At 67.7% G+C, this 12,226-nt stretch carries 13 protein-coding genes; 9 read left to right on the top strand and 4 right to left on the bottom strand.

Translation table 11 applies throughout. The features are described from left to right. Window positions 1-41: 41 nt before the first annotated feature. Both ACZYZ7_RS02655 and ACZYZ7_RS02650 read right to left on the bottom strand, forming a co-directional pair. Window positions 42-1,181 (bottom strand): TDT family transporter, encoded by a 1,140-nt coding sequence (locus ACZYZ7_RS02655; protein ID WP_463740121.1) that lies wholly within the window; start codon window positions 1,179-1,181, stop codon window positions 42-44. A 76-nt stretch (window positions 1,182-1,257) separates the two neighbouring features. Beyond that, window positions 1,258-2,418 carry a CynX/NimT family MFS transporter gene (locus ACZYZ7_RS02650; RefSeq protein WP_463740538.1) on the bottom strand — a complete coding sequence of 387 codons (1,161 nt, stop codon included), beginning with the start codon at window positions 2,416-2,418 and terminating at the stop codon, window positions 1,258-1,260. Window positions 2,419-2,558: 140 nt separating this feature from the next. On the opposite strand from ACZYZ7_RS02650, the gene ACZYZ7_RS02645 reads away from it, so the two are divergent. From ACZYZ7_RS02645 to ACZYZ7_RS02635, 3 genes are all read left to right on the top strand, one after another. Further along, entirely contained in the window at window positions 2,559-3,221 is a 663-nt protein-coding gene (locus ACZYZ7_RS02645) for a FadR/GntR family transcriptional regulator (RefSeq protein ID WP_135453905.1), read from the top strand. An 83-nt stretch (window positions 3,222-3,304) separates the two neighbouring features. Next, window positions 3,305-4,579 carry an MFS transporter gene (locus tag ACZYZ7_RS02640; RefSeq protein ID WP_463740120.1) on the top strand — a complete coding sequence of 425 codons (1,275 nt, stop codon included), beginning with the start codon at window positions 3,305-3,307 and terminating at the stop codon, window positions 4,577-4,579. Then, window positions 4,524-4,895 carry an ArsR/SmtB family transcription factor gene (locus tag ACZYZ7_RS02635; RefSeq protein WP_135453904.1) on the top strand — a complete coding sequence of 124 codons (372 nt, stop codon included), beginning with the start codon at window positions 4,524-4,526 and terminating at the stop codon, window positions 4,893-4,895. The genes ACZYZ7_RS02640 and ACZYZ7_RS02635 overlap by 56 nt, the downstream gene beginning before the upstream one ends. Before the next feature lie 2 nt (window positions 4,896-4,897). On the opposite strand, the gene ACZYZ7_RS02630 is transcribed toward ACZYZ7_RS02635, so the two are convergent. Then, a complete protein-coding gene (locus ACZYZ7_RS02630) occupies window positions 4,898-6,241 on the bottom strand; it encodes a sensor histidine kinase (RefSeq protein WP_167858109.1) in 1,344 nt (447 codons plus the stop codon). Between the two features lie 166 nt (window positions 6,242-6,407). Between ACZYZ7_RS02630 and ACZYZ7_RS02625 the strand changes: the two genes are divergently transcribed. From ACZYZ7_RS02625 to ACZYZ7_RS02610, 4 genes are read left to right on the top strand one after another with little or no spacing between them, the layout of a single operon-like run. Beyond that, complete coding sequence (locus ACZYZ7_RS02625) at window positions 6,408-7,154, top strand: Clp protease N-terminal domain-containing protein (RefSeq protein ID WP_135453902.1); 747 nt, start codon at window positions 6,408-6,410, stop codon at window positions 7,152-7,154. Between the two features lie 40 nt (window positions 7,155-7,194). After that, the gene (locus ACZYZ7_RS02620; protein ID WP_463740119.1) at window positions 7,195-7,620 is read left to right on the top strand and encodes a PPOX class F420-dependent oxidoreductase; all 426 of its coding nucleotides are present in this window, start codon (window positions 7,195-7,197) and stop codon (window positions 7,618-7,620) included. A 45-nt stretch (window positions 7,621-7,665) separates the two neighbouring features. Next, window positions 7,666-8,199 (top strand): hypothetical protein, encoded by a 534-nt coding sequence (locus ACZYZ7_RS02615; RefSeq protein WP_135453900.1) that lies wholly within the window; start codon window positions 7,666-7,668, stop codon window positions 8,197-8,199. A gap of 28 nt (window positions 8,200-8,227) precedes the next feature. Next, window positions 8,228-8,749 (top strand): GNAT family N-acetyltransferase, encoded by a 522-nt coding sequence (locus tag ACZYZ7_RS02610; RefSeq protein ID WP_450068977.1) that lies wholly within the window; start codon window positions 8,228-8,230, stop codon window positions 8,747-8,749. On the opposite strand, the gene zapE is transcribed toward ACZYZ7_RS02610, so the two are convergent. Further along, a complete protein-coding gene (zapE, locus tag ACZYZ7_RS02605) occupies window positions 8,746-9,786 on the bottom strand; it encodes a cell division protein ZapE (RefSeq protein ID WP_135453898.1) in 1,041 nt (346 codons plus the stop codon). The genes ACZYZ7_RS02610 and zapE overlap by 4 nt on opposite strands. Window positions 9,787-9,820: 34 nt before the next feature. On the opposite strand from zapE, the gene ACZYZ7_RS02600 reads away from it, so the two are divergent. Both ACZYZ7_RS02600 and ACZYZ7_RS02595 read left to right on the top strand, forming a co-directional pair. Beyond that, window positions 9,821-10,594, top strand: coding sequence for a pyrimidine reductase family protein (locus ACZYZ7_RS02600; RefSeq protein ID WP_463740118.1), 774 nt, complete (start codon window positions 9,821-9,823; stop codon window positions 10,592-10,594). A gap of 25 nt (window positions 10,595-10,619) precedes the next feature. Then, window positions 10,620-12,197 carry an alpha/beta hydrolase gene (locus ACZYZ7_RS02595; RefSeq protein ID WP_463740117.1) on the top strand — a complete coding sequence of 526 codons (1,578 nt, stop codon included), beginning with the start codon at window positions 10,620-10,622 and terminating at the stop codon, window positions 12,195-12,197. Window positions 12,198-12,226 lie beyond the last annotated feature (29 nt).

Below are 12,226 nucleotides of genomic sequence, written 5' to 3'. Positions count from 1 at the left end.
ATTTACGACCTTTGCGTCACACTCGGCGCAACCACCAAGGGTCAGCCGCGCAGTAGCTGACCGGATCGCACCCCGCGCAATGTGTTGGTGGCGACGGTCGCCCAAGCGCCGAGCAACAGTACGTACAACGCGACCGCAAGCCAGGAGATGGCCACCGCACCGGTGGCGGCACCCAACGCGGACGCACCGGTCACGCAGGTGCCCACCGGGAAGGTGAAGCTCCACCAGGTCAGGCTGAACGACAATCCGCGCCGCACCGCATGCACCGTCAGCGCCGTCGCGAGGCAGAACACGAACGCCCCGAATCCACCCATCACCAGGCCGTACACGACGCCGAAGGCATGCAGCGCCGACACCGTGGCCGCATCGGTGAGCACCGATCCGGCATGGGCGGCCAGCAGATTGGCCGCGGTGATCGACTGGCCGACGACACCCAGCACGATCCACACCGTGGGAATCGCCTGCACCTGGCTGAAGCCCCCGTGCATGAGCCGCGAGTACACCATGGTCGTGGTGATCAGGCCGGCCAGCAGGCTCAGGCCGAACATGGCATAGCAGGCCACCAGCAGGGTCATCCCCGCCTGCCCCGGACCGAGGTGTGACAGCAGCAGGGCACCGGTAGACGCCGAGACCATGGGTGAAACAACGGGCATCATCCAGGCCGGGACCGCCTCCACATCGGTGTGGTCCTCCCGGGTGATCATCGCGAACGGAAGCCACAGGGCGACAACCAATCCCAATACCGTACCGGCGGTCCACAGCACCACGTCCAGCGCCAGCGCCGCGGACGGACCGATGATGGCAGGCCCGAGCAGCAGCGACCCCGCACCGACGGTGAGCAGCGCCATGGCCGGGGCCCCGTAGAACTGACCCACCACATGATGCGCGGCATAGGCTTTCGCCTGTTCGCGGTGCCGGATCCAGTGCGTGGCGAACGCCGCGGTGAGCACCACCAACACGGTGCCGGCGAGAATCCAGACCGCAGTGGCGAATCCGTGCAGACCCGGCAGGTGCAGCGGCAGGGTGGCCGCGGCCGTCGCGACGATTCCGGTGCCCATCACCGAGGCGAACCAGTTCGGCGTGATGTGCCGGAAGGCCGAACCCGCACTGTCCAACTCGTCCAGCACAGCGGTGTCCAGCAGAGCGGTATGGAACGGCCTCGAGGCGGTGTAGGTGGTCACGTCAACAATGTTCGCGGCGGCAACCGATCACCGGTAGGCACCGCGATGTTGTGGGGCCACAAACCAGGCTTGTGACCTAGACGTAGCGGTCACGGCCGGCGAGCGCACCCGCCACCATCTGCACCAGATAGATCACCAGCATCATGGCAAACGGCGCCGTCCAGCCGGCGGTCATGTTGTGCAGGAGCCCGAACGAGAACGGACCCACACCGGCCAGCAGGTACCCGAAGCCCTGCGCCATCCCCGAGAGCCGCGCAGTGTCCTCAGCGTTCCGCGCGCGCAGCGCAATCACGGTGAGCGCCAACGAGAACACGCTCATCCCGATGCCCACGAAGAAGCTCCACAGCAACGGCGCCGCGCCGGGATCGACGAGCAGGCCGATCATCCCGACCATCCCGACCACGCCAAGCCCCACGATCCAGCCACTCTGGTTCTTCTGCTTGGCCGCCAGCGGCGGAACGATCAGGCTGATCGGGACGGCAAGGATGGACACCAACCCGAGCAGGAGACCGGCGTCGGTCTTGCTGACGCCGCTGTCGATGAACACCTCGGGCAGCCAGCCCATGACGATGTACGCCAGGAACGACTGGCAGCCGAAGAACAACGTGATGGTCCAGGCCAGCGGGCTGCGCAGCAGTGAGCGACCGGTCGTCCCCGACGAGGCCGCTTCGGTGCGGGCCGTGCTGATTCCCCGCGCGCCCACCAGCCAGAACAGCAGCGCGACGACGGCCACCAGGGCCCAGGAGCCCAACGCTCCCCGCCAGCCACCGAGCAGTGGCTCCAGCGGCGGGGTGACCGCGGATCCCAGTGCCCCGCCGCCCTGCAGTGCGGCGGTATACACGCCGGTCATCAGGCCGATCCGGGCGGGGAACGAACCCTTGATCACGACGGGGATGAGCACGTTGACCAGTGCGATACCCCCGGTGGCCACCAGCGTTCCGCCGATCACCACGTACGGGCCGTCCAGCACCCGGGCGACCAGGCCGATGCTGAGGATCACCAGGGCGACCGAGATCGCCCGGCCCAACCCGATCCGGCGGGCCAACCACGGTGCGGTCAGTCCGGCTGCCGCGAAGCACAGCCCCGGCAGAGTCGTCAGCACGCCGGCCCAGACTGCCGAGGCCCCGAGCGATTCGCGCATTTCCCCGAGGACCGGTCCGATACTGGTGATCGCCGGGCGCAGGTTCAGCGCGGTCAGGACCACCGCCACGACCAGCAGGGCACCGCCTGCCGCCATCGTCCCGGGACGGACCTCTACGGCACCGTCGAGCTCGAGCTCCAGATCGTGCTCATAACTGTTCAGGGTTTCTTTGCGCAGGGTCCCACTCACCCGGCTATGATGCCATACATCCCATGATTGGATGAAAGGACTTTCGAGTGCCGCTCGCCACAACGCGACGCACGGGCCTGGTCGATCAGGTCATCGAGCAACTGCGCACCCTGGTCACCTCCGGCGAATGGCCGGTCGACAGCCGGATCCCCACCGAATCCGAACTGGTCGAGGCGCTCGGGGTGGGACGCAACACCGTGCGCGAAGCCATCCGGGCACTGGCACACAACGGCATCTTCGAAGTCCGACAGGGCGACGGCACCTACGTGCGCGCCACCAGCGAGGTATCGGCAGCGCTGCGCCGGCTGTGCGGATCCGAGCTACGCGATGTGCTGCAGGTCCGACGCTGCCTCGAGGTGGAAGGCGCCCGCCTGGCCGCCACCGCGCGCACCGAAGCAGACCTCGCCGAGTTACGCGCCCACCTCGCACACACCGACACCACCGACCACGCGCAGTTCACCCACTCCGACACCGAGTTCCACCTGGCCGTCGTGCGCGCTTCGCACAACCCGGTGCTGATCGAGATCTACCGCGGGCTACTGGAGGCGATCACCGCCAGCGTCGCGACCACGAGTGCGGCTCCCGGCGGCATGTTCCCGCACGACGACCTCGTCGAGGCCATCGCCGCCGGCGATGTGGAACGCGCCGGGCGCGAGGCCGCGGGCTTCCTCGACGAAATCCTGGCCCGGTCACCCGTTCAGGACTGCTGACGCTTTGCGTGCCGATTACGTGGCTACAGGATCCGGCTAAAACTATAGGTGCGCAATTGCGCACCTATTGACATACTGGTGGCGTGGCGAGCCATCCCCTGCGCATCCCGCTGTTCCGGCGCCTGTACGCGGCGCAGGTCGTAGCGCTGCTGGGCACCGGTCTGCTGACCGTCGCCCTGGGGTTACTGGCCTACGACGTCGCCGCCGACAACGCCGGGGCCGTGCTGGGAACCGCCCTGGCGATCAAGATGACCGCCTACGTCTTCGTGGCCCCGCTGATGGCCGCGGCCACCTCGCGATTACGGCCCCGGTCGGTCCTCATCGCGACCGATGTGCTGCGAGCCGCGGTCGCGCTCTGCTTACCGTTCGTCGAATCCGTCTGGCAGATATACCTTTTGGTATTTCTGCTACAGGCCGCATCGGCCACCTTCACGCCCGCCTATCAGGCGGTGATCGCATCAGCCCTGGCAGACGAGCACACGTACACGAAGGCACTATCGTTGTCCCGCCTCGCCTACGACCTGGAATCACTGGCCAGCCCGATGCTCGCGGCGGCCCTGCTGACCGTGGTCGGCTATCCCACCCTGTTCCTCGGAACCGTCGTGGGATTCCTGTCGTCGGCCACCGCCATCTCGCTGGCACGAGTCCCCGCTGCCCCGCAGGCCCCACGCCCGGCTCATTTTCGGGACCGCCTGCTCAACGGTGCACACATCATGCGGTCATCTCCAGACCTGCGCGCCCTGCTGGCCCTCAACGTCGTCGTCGCGGCAGCCACCACACTGGTGGTGGTCAACACTGTGATCTACGTCCGAACCCTGCTCGACGGTCAGGACAGTGGTCTTGCGATAGCGCTGGCGTGTTTCGGCGGTGGTTCAATGCTGGTCGCATTGACTGTGCCCCGCCTACTCAATCTGATCTCCGACCGCACGGTCATGCTCGTCGGTGCCGCAGCTTGCACCGGAGCACTCTGCACCACAACCCTTTTCATCCTGGCCACACCCTCCGGAGCCGCGGGGTGGATCGCCATGTGCACGCTGTGGGCGATCACCGGTGCAGGCACCTCGATGATCAACACTCCGTCAGCCCGCCTACTGCGCCGCAACTCGACCGTCCAGAACCGCACCGAGGTCTTCACCGCGCAGTTCTCGCTGTCGCACGCCGGTTTTCTGCTCACGTACCCGATGGCCGGCTGGGTCGGCGCCACGCTCAACCAGGCTGTTGCCGCCCTGTTATTGGCCGCACTGGCTACACTCGCGACACTGGCGGCAGTCACGATGTGGCCGCGTCACGGGAGGGAGTTCCATGGCACCACGGCCCGGGAGCCCATCGTCGCGGTTGCAGGACAGCCTGGTCCATGAGGGCGCACCAAACCAGGAGAGGCTCGACGTCGCCAGCGAGACGTTCCGAATGCTGGCGGATCGGACCCGACTGCACCTGCTATGGCTCCTGACCCAGGGCGAGGCCGATGTGACCGCACTTGCCGAGGCCACCGGAGCCTCTCGCACCTCGATCAGTCAACACCTGGCAAAACTCCGTTTCGCCCGCATGGTTGAAACCCGCAAGGACGGACGACGGGTCTTCTATCGGCTGCGCGACGGGCATCTGAGCCGTCTGGTCCAGGAGGGACTCAACCACGCCGATCACCGCGTCACCGGGGAACCTGCGCACCCCTGAACCTAGAAGGGCGCGTCCTCCATGCGCGTCCGGGTCAGCGGCAGCCGCAGCAACAGCCGCGCTCCCCCCAGCGGGCTCTCCAGCAAAGCGGCTGTGCCACCGTGCAATTCGGCCTGCTGGGCAACCAGCGCCAAACCCAGACCGGATCCCGAACGCGATGCGGTCGAGCCACGGGCGAACCGCTCGAACACCTCGGCCCGTTCCGCCTCGGGCACCCCGGAGCCGTTGTCGTCGACCACGATCTGCACGTCGTCGGCGGAACTGACTGCACTGAGCCGGATTTCGGTGGCACCACCGTGCTTGACGGCGTTGGCGATGGCGTTGTCGATCACCAAGCGCAGGCCCGCCGGCATGCCCAGCATCAAGACCGTCGGCGAGGGCATCAGAGTGGCCCGTAAGCCCGGATACGTGCGCAGCGCGTCGTGCGCGGCGCGATCGAGCAGCTCGGTGACATCCATCGGCACGAAATCCTCGACCGTGGTCAACTCCCCCTGGGCCAACCGCTCCAGGGCGGTCAGGGTGCCCTCGATGCGACTCTGCGTGCGCAGCACGTCCCCGATCACCTCCTCGCGCTGCTCATCGGTCATGTCCAGGGTGGACAGCACTTCCAGATTGGTGCGCATCGCCGTCAGCGGGGTGCGTAATTCATGGGAGGCCACTGCGGCGAAATCGCGGGCCGACTCCAGCGCGGCCTTGGTGCGCTCCTGCTCGTTGCCGATACGCGCCAGCATGCCCTCGACCGCCTCGGCGATCTGAACTGCCTCGCGCACACCGCGCACCTGCACCTCGTCCGGCTTGGACTGGGCGTTGATCGCCCGCGCCTGCTGGGCCAACAGCCGGAACGGCGTGATCATCACCAGCGAGATCACCCAGCCCACCACGATGGTGCTGCCGATGACGCCGCCGCAGATCAGCAGCACCCGCAGGTGCAGCTCGTCGATCCGCCGTTGCGTGTCGGCCAGCGGTGCGCCGAGCGCGATGCTGGCCGGTCCCGCGGTGAACGTGCGCACGCGGTACTCGACCCCGTCGATCGTGGTGTTGGCGTACCCGTTCTCCAACCGGGGCAGGACGATGTCGCTGGGCACCGAGACGCTGACGCCGCCGATGTGTGCGGTGCGGACCAGGCCGCCGTCATCCGGCATGGACTTGTCGGCCGAGCCCTGCTTCGTGGCGGTGAGCAGCGTGCTCACATCACCCAGACTGCTCAATGAATCCAGCCGCCGGTCCAGCTGGCTGTACTGGTCGTTGGTGACACCGACCCACACCCAGGTCCCGAGCGTGATGACTGTGACGACCACCGACAGTGCACCGACGATGACGATGGCGCGCAACGACAGCACCCGCATCACCGGCCGCAGCACGGGTCGCAGGAGCCGGAGCACACGCTCTTCGAGATTCACCGGCGCTATCTTGCCCGATCCGCGCGGGTCGATGCCCGGCCACTACGTCGCCGACAGCCTCCATCGTCAACTTGCGGTTGACGATGACGGGTCGTCAACTTAGAGTTGACGCATGAGCCAACCCGTCACCGTCACCAACCCCGTCCGTCTCGACGACCTCATCGGCGCGATCAAGAAGGCTCACACCGAACCTCTTGAACAGTTGATCGATGCGGTGATCGCCGCGGACGCCCTCGGCGACATCGCCGACCACCTCATCGGACATTTCGTCGACCAGGCCCGCCGCTCGGGCGCCTCATGGACCGACATCGGCAAGGCCATGGGCGTCACCAAGCAGGCGGTCCAGAAGCGCTTTGTGCCAAAGGTTCCCGATTTCGACCCGGCCGCACTCGACCCGAATGCCGGATTCGGCCGGTTCACCCCGCGGGCCCGCAACGTCGTCGTCGTCTCCCAGAACACCGCGCACGCGGCCGGCAACGCGGAGATCACTCCCGAGCACCTGCTGCTGGCACTGTTCTCCGAACCCGACGGACTCGCCGCCAAACTCCTTGCGAGTCAAGGCATCACCGCCGAGGCCGCCCAGGCCGCCATCACCCTTCCGCCACCCGCCGGCGAGGTTCCGGCACTGATCCCGTTCAACGGGGGCGCCAAGAAGGCGCTGGAACTGACCTTCCGCCAAGCACTTCGGCTGGGCCACAACTACATCGGCACCGAACACATCCTGCTCGCCCTGGCCGAGGCCGAAGCCGAGGACGGACCGCTGCACCGCCTCGGCGCCGACCCGCAACGGTTCGAGACCGAACTGACCGCCGCCCTGGAATCGTTGACTGGGAAAGATCAAGACACCGCCGAGGACTGACACCTGGAATGAAAGCGTCCCCGTAGCCGTAGAACCAGATGTGAAACTCAACGACGCCGCACGCGAATTCATCGGCACAGGTGCCGACGCCACTCTCGCAACACTGAATCCGGACGGCAGCCCGCAGGTATCGCTGGTCTGGGTGGCGTTGCAGTCCACCCCGGACGGTGACGAGCTCGTCACCGCGCATCTGGCCGAACACAAGAAGGTCCGCAACGTCGGCCGCGACCCGCGGGTCGCCGTAACGATCGCCGACACCGGTCCGCTGCGCGACACGATGCGTCCCTACCTGTCCATCACCGGCACGGCACGCATCGTCGAGGGCGGCGCACCGGAACTTCTCAAGGAACTGGCGCAGACGCTTTCCCCACCGAACGTTCCGTTCCCGCCGAAGGACGCACCGGCCGGCTGGCTCACCCGCATCCGGATCGACAAGGTCGGCGGCTTCGGGCCCTGGGTGTCCTGACCCATCCGGCTGTAACACGTTTCACTTTGTGCGATCATGCGTGGCATGCCTCGCTGGTTTGCGCTCATGTTCACGGCCATGGTGGTGGCCGTCACCGCCCTCGTGGCCCCGCCGGCGGCCTCGGCCGAAGGCGCCCCCATCGGCAACATCGGTCAGACGCTGCGGGTCCAGACCGCCAACGGCATCGTCGCCGACGTCACCGTGCACGACGTGCTCGCCAGTGACGTCCCGCCCGGCTGGGGCTGGAACGGCTCGCCGCGGTGGCGGGCCCAGGGCGGGCCGTGGCGGGCCCCGATCACGGTGACCACCATCTCTGCGCCCAACCCCTACGCGATGGCGCTGGGGTTCACATTCAACGGCGTCACCCCGTACGCCGACGCGTACGCGCCCAAGCACACCGATGCGCCGAACCGGCTCGAAGCGGCGCTGCGCAACGCGCCTCCGGGAGCCACCGTCAACGGCGACGTCTACTGGGATGTCTACCGCGCACTGGTCACCAACGTGGTGCTGACCGACACCAAGACGGGCGAGCACCTGGCGCAGTGGAATCTGTGGCAGCCGGGCGCGCCCCTGCCTTGATCACCCACGAGCGCTCGCGCGAGGAGCCGTGGAGATAGCGCCGGCCACCGCGGCTGACCTTCCGGAACTCGCTGCGGTCGCGGCCGCCACCTTTCCCCTGGCCTGTCCCCCGTCGGTGACGCCGGACAACATCGCCGCGTTCATCGCCGAAACCCTCTCCGAGGAACGCTTCGGCGAGTACCTCACCGATCCGAACCGGATCGTGCTGGTGGCACGCGATACCTCAATCACCGGATACGCCATGCTGATTCACGGTGTCCCCGACAACAGTGACGTCCAGCAAGCGGTGACGCTGCGGCCCGCACTCGAGCTGTCCAAGATCTACGTGCTGCCCGACCGCCACGGCGGTGGTGCGGCCCAGGCTCTCATGACCGAGTCACTGCGCGCCGCGGCCGAATCCGGCGTCGGCTGCGTGTGGCTGGGGGTCAACCAACAGAACCAACGCGCGCAGCGCTTCTACGCCAAGAACGGTTTCACCATCAGCGGCACCAAGACCTTCCGGCTCGGGACCCGCATCGAGAACGACTACGTGATGGTCCGTCCGGTCTAGACGGTCTTCTGCTGCGCGGCGGCGGTCAGGGCCAGCAGACGCGACGTGGCCCGCAGGTACTTCTTCCGGAACCCGCCGGCCACCATCTCCGGACTGAAAATGGTGTCCAGCTTGGTCCCCGACGCCAGCACCGGGACACCCGCGTCGTAGAGCCGGTCGGTCAGCGCCACCAGGCGCAGCGCCACGCTCTGATCCTCGATCGGGTGCACCCCGGTGATGAACACCTCGGTGACGCCTTCGATCAACGCGTGATAGCGCGACGGGTGCATGGTCGCCAGATGCGCACACAACGCGTCGAAGTCGTCGAGGGTCGCTCCGGTGACGCCCTCGGCCCGCTGCGCCACTTCGTCATCGGACAGCGGCTCGGGGGCCGGCGGCAGATCGCGATGCCGGTAGTCGGGCCCCTCGATCCGGACCGTCGTGAAGATCTGTCCCAGCGTGTTGATCTCGCGCAGGAAATCCTGCGCGGCGAACCGGCCCTCACCCAGCTGTTCGGGCAGCGTGTTCGAGGTAGCCGCGATCGACACCCCGCGCTCCACCAGCGCCGAGAGCAACCGCGAGATCAGCGTCGTGTTGCCCGGGTCATCGAGCTCGAACTCGTCGATGCACACCACCACGTACTCCGAGAGCAGGTCGATGCACTCGTTGTAGCCGAACACACCGGCCAGCTGCGTCAGCTCGCCGAACGTGGCGAACGCGGTCGGTGCCTCGCCCGCCGAAAGCGTGTAATAGGTGGAGGCCAACAGGTGGGTCTTGCCGACGCCGAACCCGCCGTCCAGGTACAGCCCGACCCCGGGCAGCACCTCACGCTTGCCGAACAGCTTCTTCTTGCCTGCCCGCCGAAGCGCTGCCTGCTCGCAGAAACTGCGGCAGGATTGCACCGCGGCGGCCTGGGACGGTTCGGCCGGGTCCGGGCGGTAACTGTCGAAGCTGACGTCGGCGAACGTCGGCGGCGGAACCAACTGTGCGACCAGCCGCTCCGGCGTGACAGTGGGATGACGATCGGCGAGATGAGCGACGCCGCTGGACCCGTGCATTCAGGCAGCGTAACGACGTGCTCCAATTCAGTTCATGTCCGATGACACCGCCGGGATCGACCTGACCGTGCTGGGAAACGTCGACAAGATCGCCGACGGCCAGCTGGCCGATTACTACACCTACCCCGATGACCTGCGGCGATGTTGGGTGCGAGGCAACATGATCAGTAGCCTCGACGGCGGTGCCACCGAGGACGGCAAGTCCGGCGGCCTGGCCGGTCCGGGTGACCGGGCTGTGTTCAATCTCATGCGCCAGACGGCCGACGTCATCCTGATGGGCGCGGCGACGGTGCGGATCGAGAACTACTCCGGCGTGCAGCTGTCGGCCGCCCAGCGGCAGGAGCGCCAGCGCCGTGGCCAGGACGAAGTGCCGCCGATCGCCGTCATCACCGCATCGGCCGAGCTCGACCAAAACTCCAAGTTCTTCACCCGCACCGAGGTGGCACCGCTCATCCTCACCGCCACCAAGACCGTCGCCGACGCACGGCACCGGCTGGGCACTCTCGCCGAGGTCCTCGACGCCTCCGGTGCGGACCCCACGCGCGTCGACCCGGCGGTCGCACTGCGAATCCTGGCCGAACGCAAGCTCTTCCGGGTGCTGACCGAGGGCGGCCCGTCGCTGTTGAGCCTGCTCATCGAAAACGACCTGCTCGACGAGCTGTGCCTGACCGTGGCACCGATCCTGCTCGGCGGCGTGGCCCGGCGAATCGCCACCGGTGCGGGCCAGGCGCACACCCGGATGCGGCCCTCGCACCTGCTCACCGACGACGAGGGCTACCTGTACACCCGCTACGTCCGCGGGCACTGACAACCCTGTCGCTACTGTGGTCAGCATGCGTCATCAGCTGGTGAAAGCCCTGAGAAGGTCGGCGGTCGCCGTGCCCGTCCTGTCACTGGGGCTCACTGCCTGTGCGCCGCTGTTCGCCGCAGATCCGCGGTATGCCACCAACTCCGGCGCTCACCCGCAGGGACAGCCCGTGACCACCTCGGCGGCCCCGCCCGGTGCGCCCGGCATCGAAGCGCCGAAGAACGACCTGTCCTGGCGGGACTGCACCCCGCGGGTGTTCAGCGGTGCCGGCGTCCAGCCGCCCGCCGACGTCACGCTGGACTGCGCGACCTACGACGCCGATCTCGACTCCATCAACGGGGCCACCGGCACGATCAGCATCGGCGTGGTGCGGGCCCGTTCGACGCAGACCCCGCCCGACGCCGGACCGCTGGTGATGACCACCGGATCCGACGTCCCCACCTCGGTGCAGCTGCCGACATGGTTGGCGCGCTCGGGAACCGACATCCTCAAGACGCATCCCATCGTCGCCGTGGACCGGCGCGGCATCGGCATGTCCGGCGCCATCGATTGCCGCGACGTCTACGACCGCCAGGAAATGCTGGACCAGACGCAGTTTCAAGCCGGCGACGATCCGGTGGCCAACCTGGGCGCGGTCACCATGACCGCCACCACCAGCTGCACCGACACCATCGCCCCGGGCGACTCGGCCTACGACAACGCGCACACGGCCGAAGATCTGGAACGGCTGCGCAGCACCTGGGATGTGCCCTCCCTGGCGCTACTGGGCGTCGGCAACGGCGCTCAGGTGGCCCTGGCCTATGCCGGCTCGCACCCCAACAAGGTGTCGCGGCTGATCCTGGACTCCCCGCTACCGCTGGCACTCAGTGCCGAGGCCGCGGCCGAACAACGTGTGAAGGGCCAACAGGCCGCGCTGGACGCGTTCGCCGCTCAGTGCGTGGCCACCAACTGCCCGCTGGCCCCCGATGCGAAGGGCGCCGTCGACGCCCTGCTGGCCGACGCGCGGGCCGGCCGCGGACCCGGCGGGGCCTCGGTTGCCACGCTGGTCGAGGCGATCACCACCGGAATGGGCTTCCCCCAAGGCGACCGGGTGGCCGCCACCAACAACCTGGCCGGCGCCCTGGCCGCGGCTCGCGCCGGTGACGCCGGTCCGATCTCGACCTTGATCACCCAGGCCGACAGCCTGCGCCAGACCGACGGCCAGTTCGTGAACTCCTGCAGCGACGCGCTGAACCGGCCGACCCCGGACCGGGTCCGTGAACTGGTGGTCGCCTGGGGCAAGCTCTACCCGCAGTTCGGCGCCGTCGGGGCGCTGAACCTCGTCAAATGCCTCAACTGGCCCAGCGGCACCGCACCAAAAGACCCGCAGGACCTCAAGATTCCGGTGCTGCTGCTCGGCGTGCACAACGACCCGATCGTCGGCAACGAGGGCGTCGCCGCCGTCGCCGCCACCATCATCAACGCCGGCGCCAACAACCGGCGGGTGATGTGGCAGGGCATCGGCCACGGCGCCAGCATCTACACCCCGTGCGCGCTACCCCCGCTGACCGGCTATCTCAACAGCGGCAAACTGCCCGAGACCGACACCTACTGTCCTGCCTGACGCGGGGCCCGATCCACGTCGGTATAAGG

It is taken from the genome of Mycobacterium sp. IDUB_17 (genome assembly GCF_055419465.1).
This window is presented reverse-complemented; position numbering and strand designations above follow the sequence as displayed.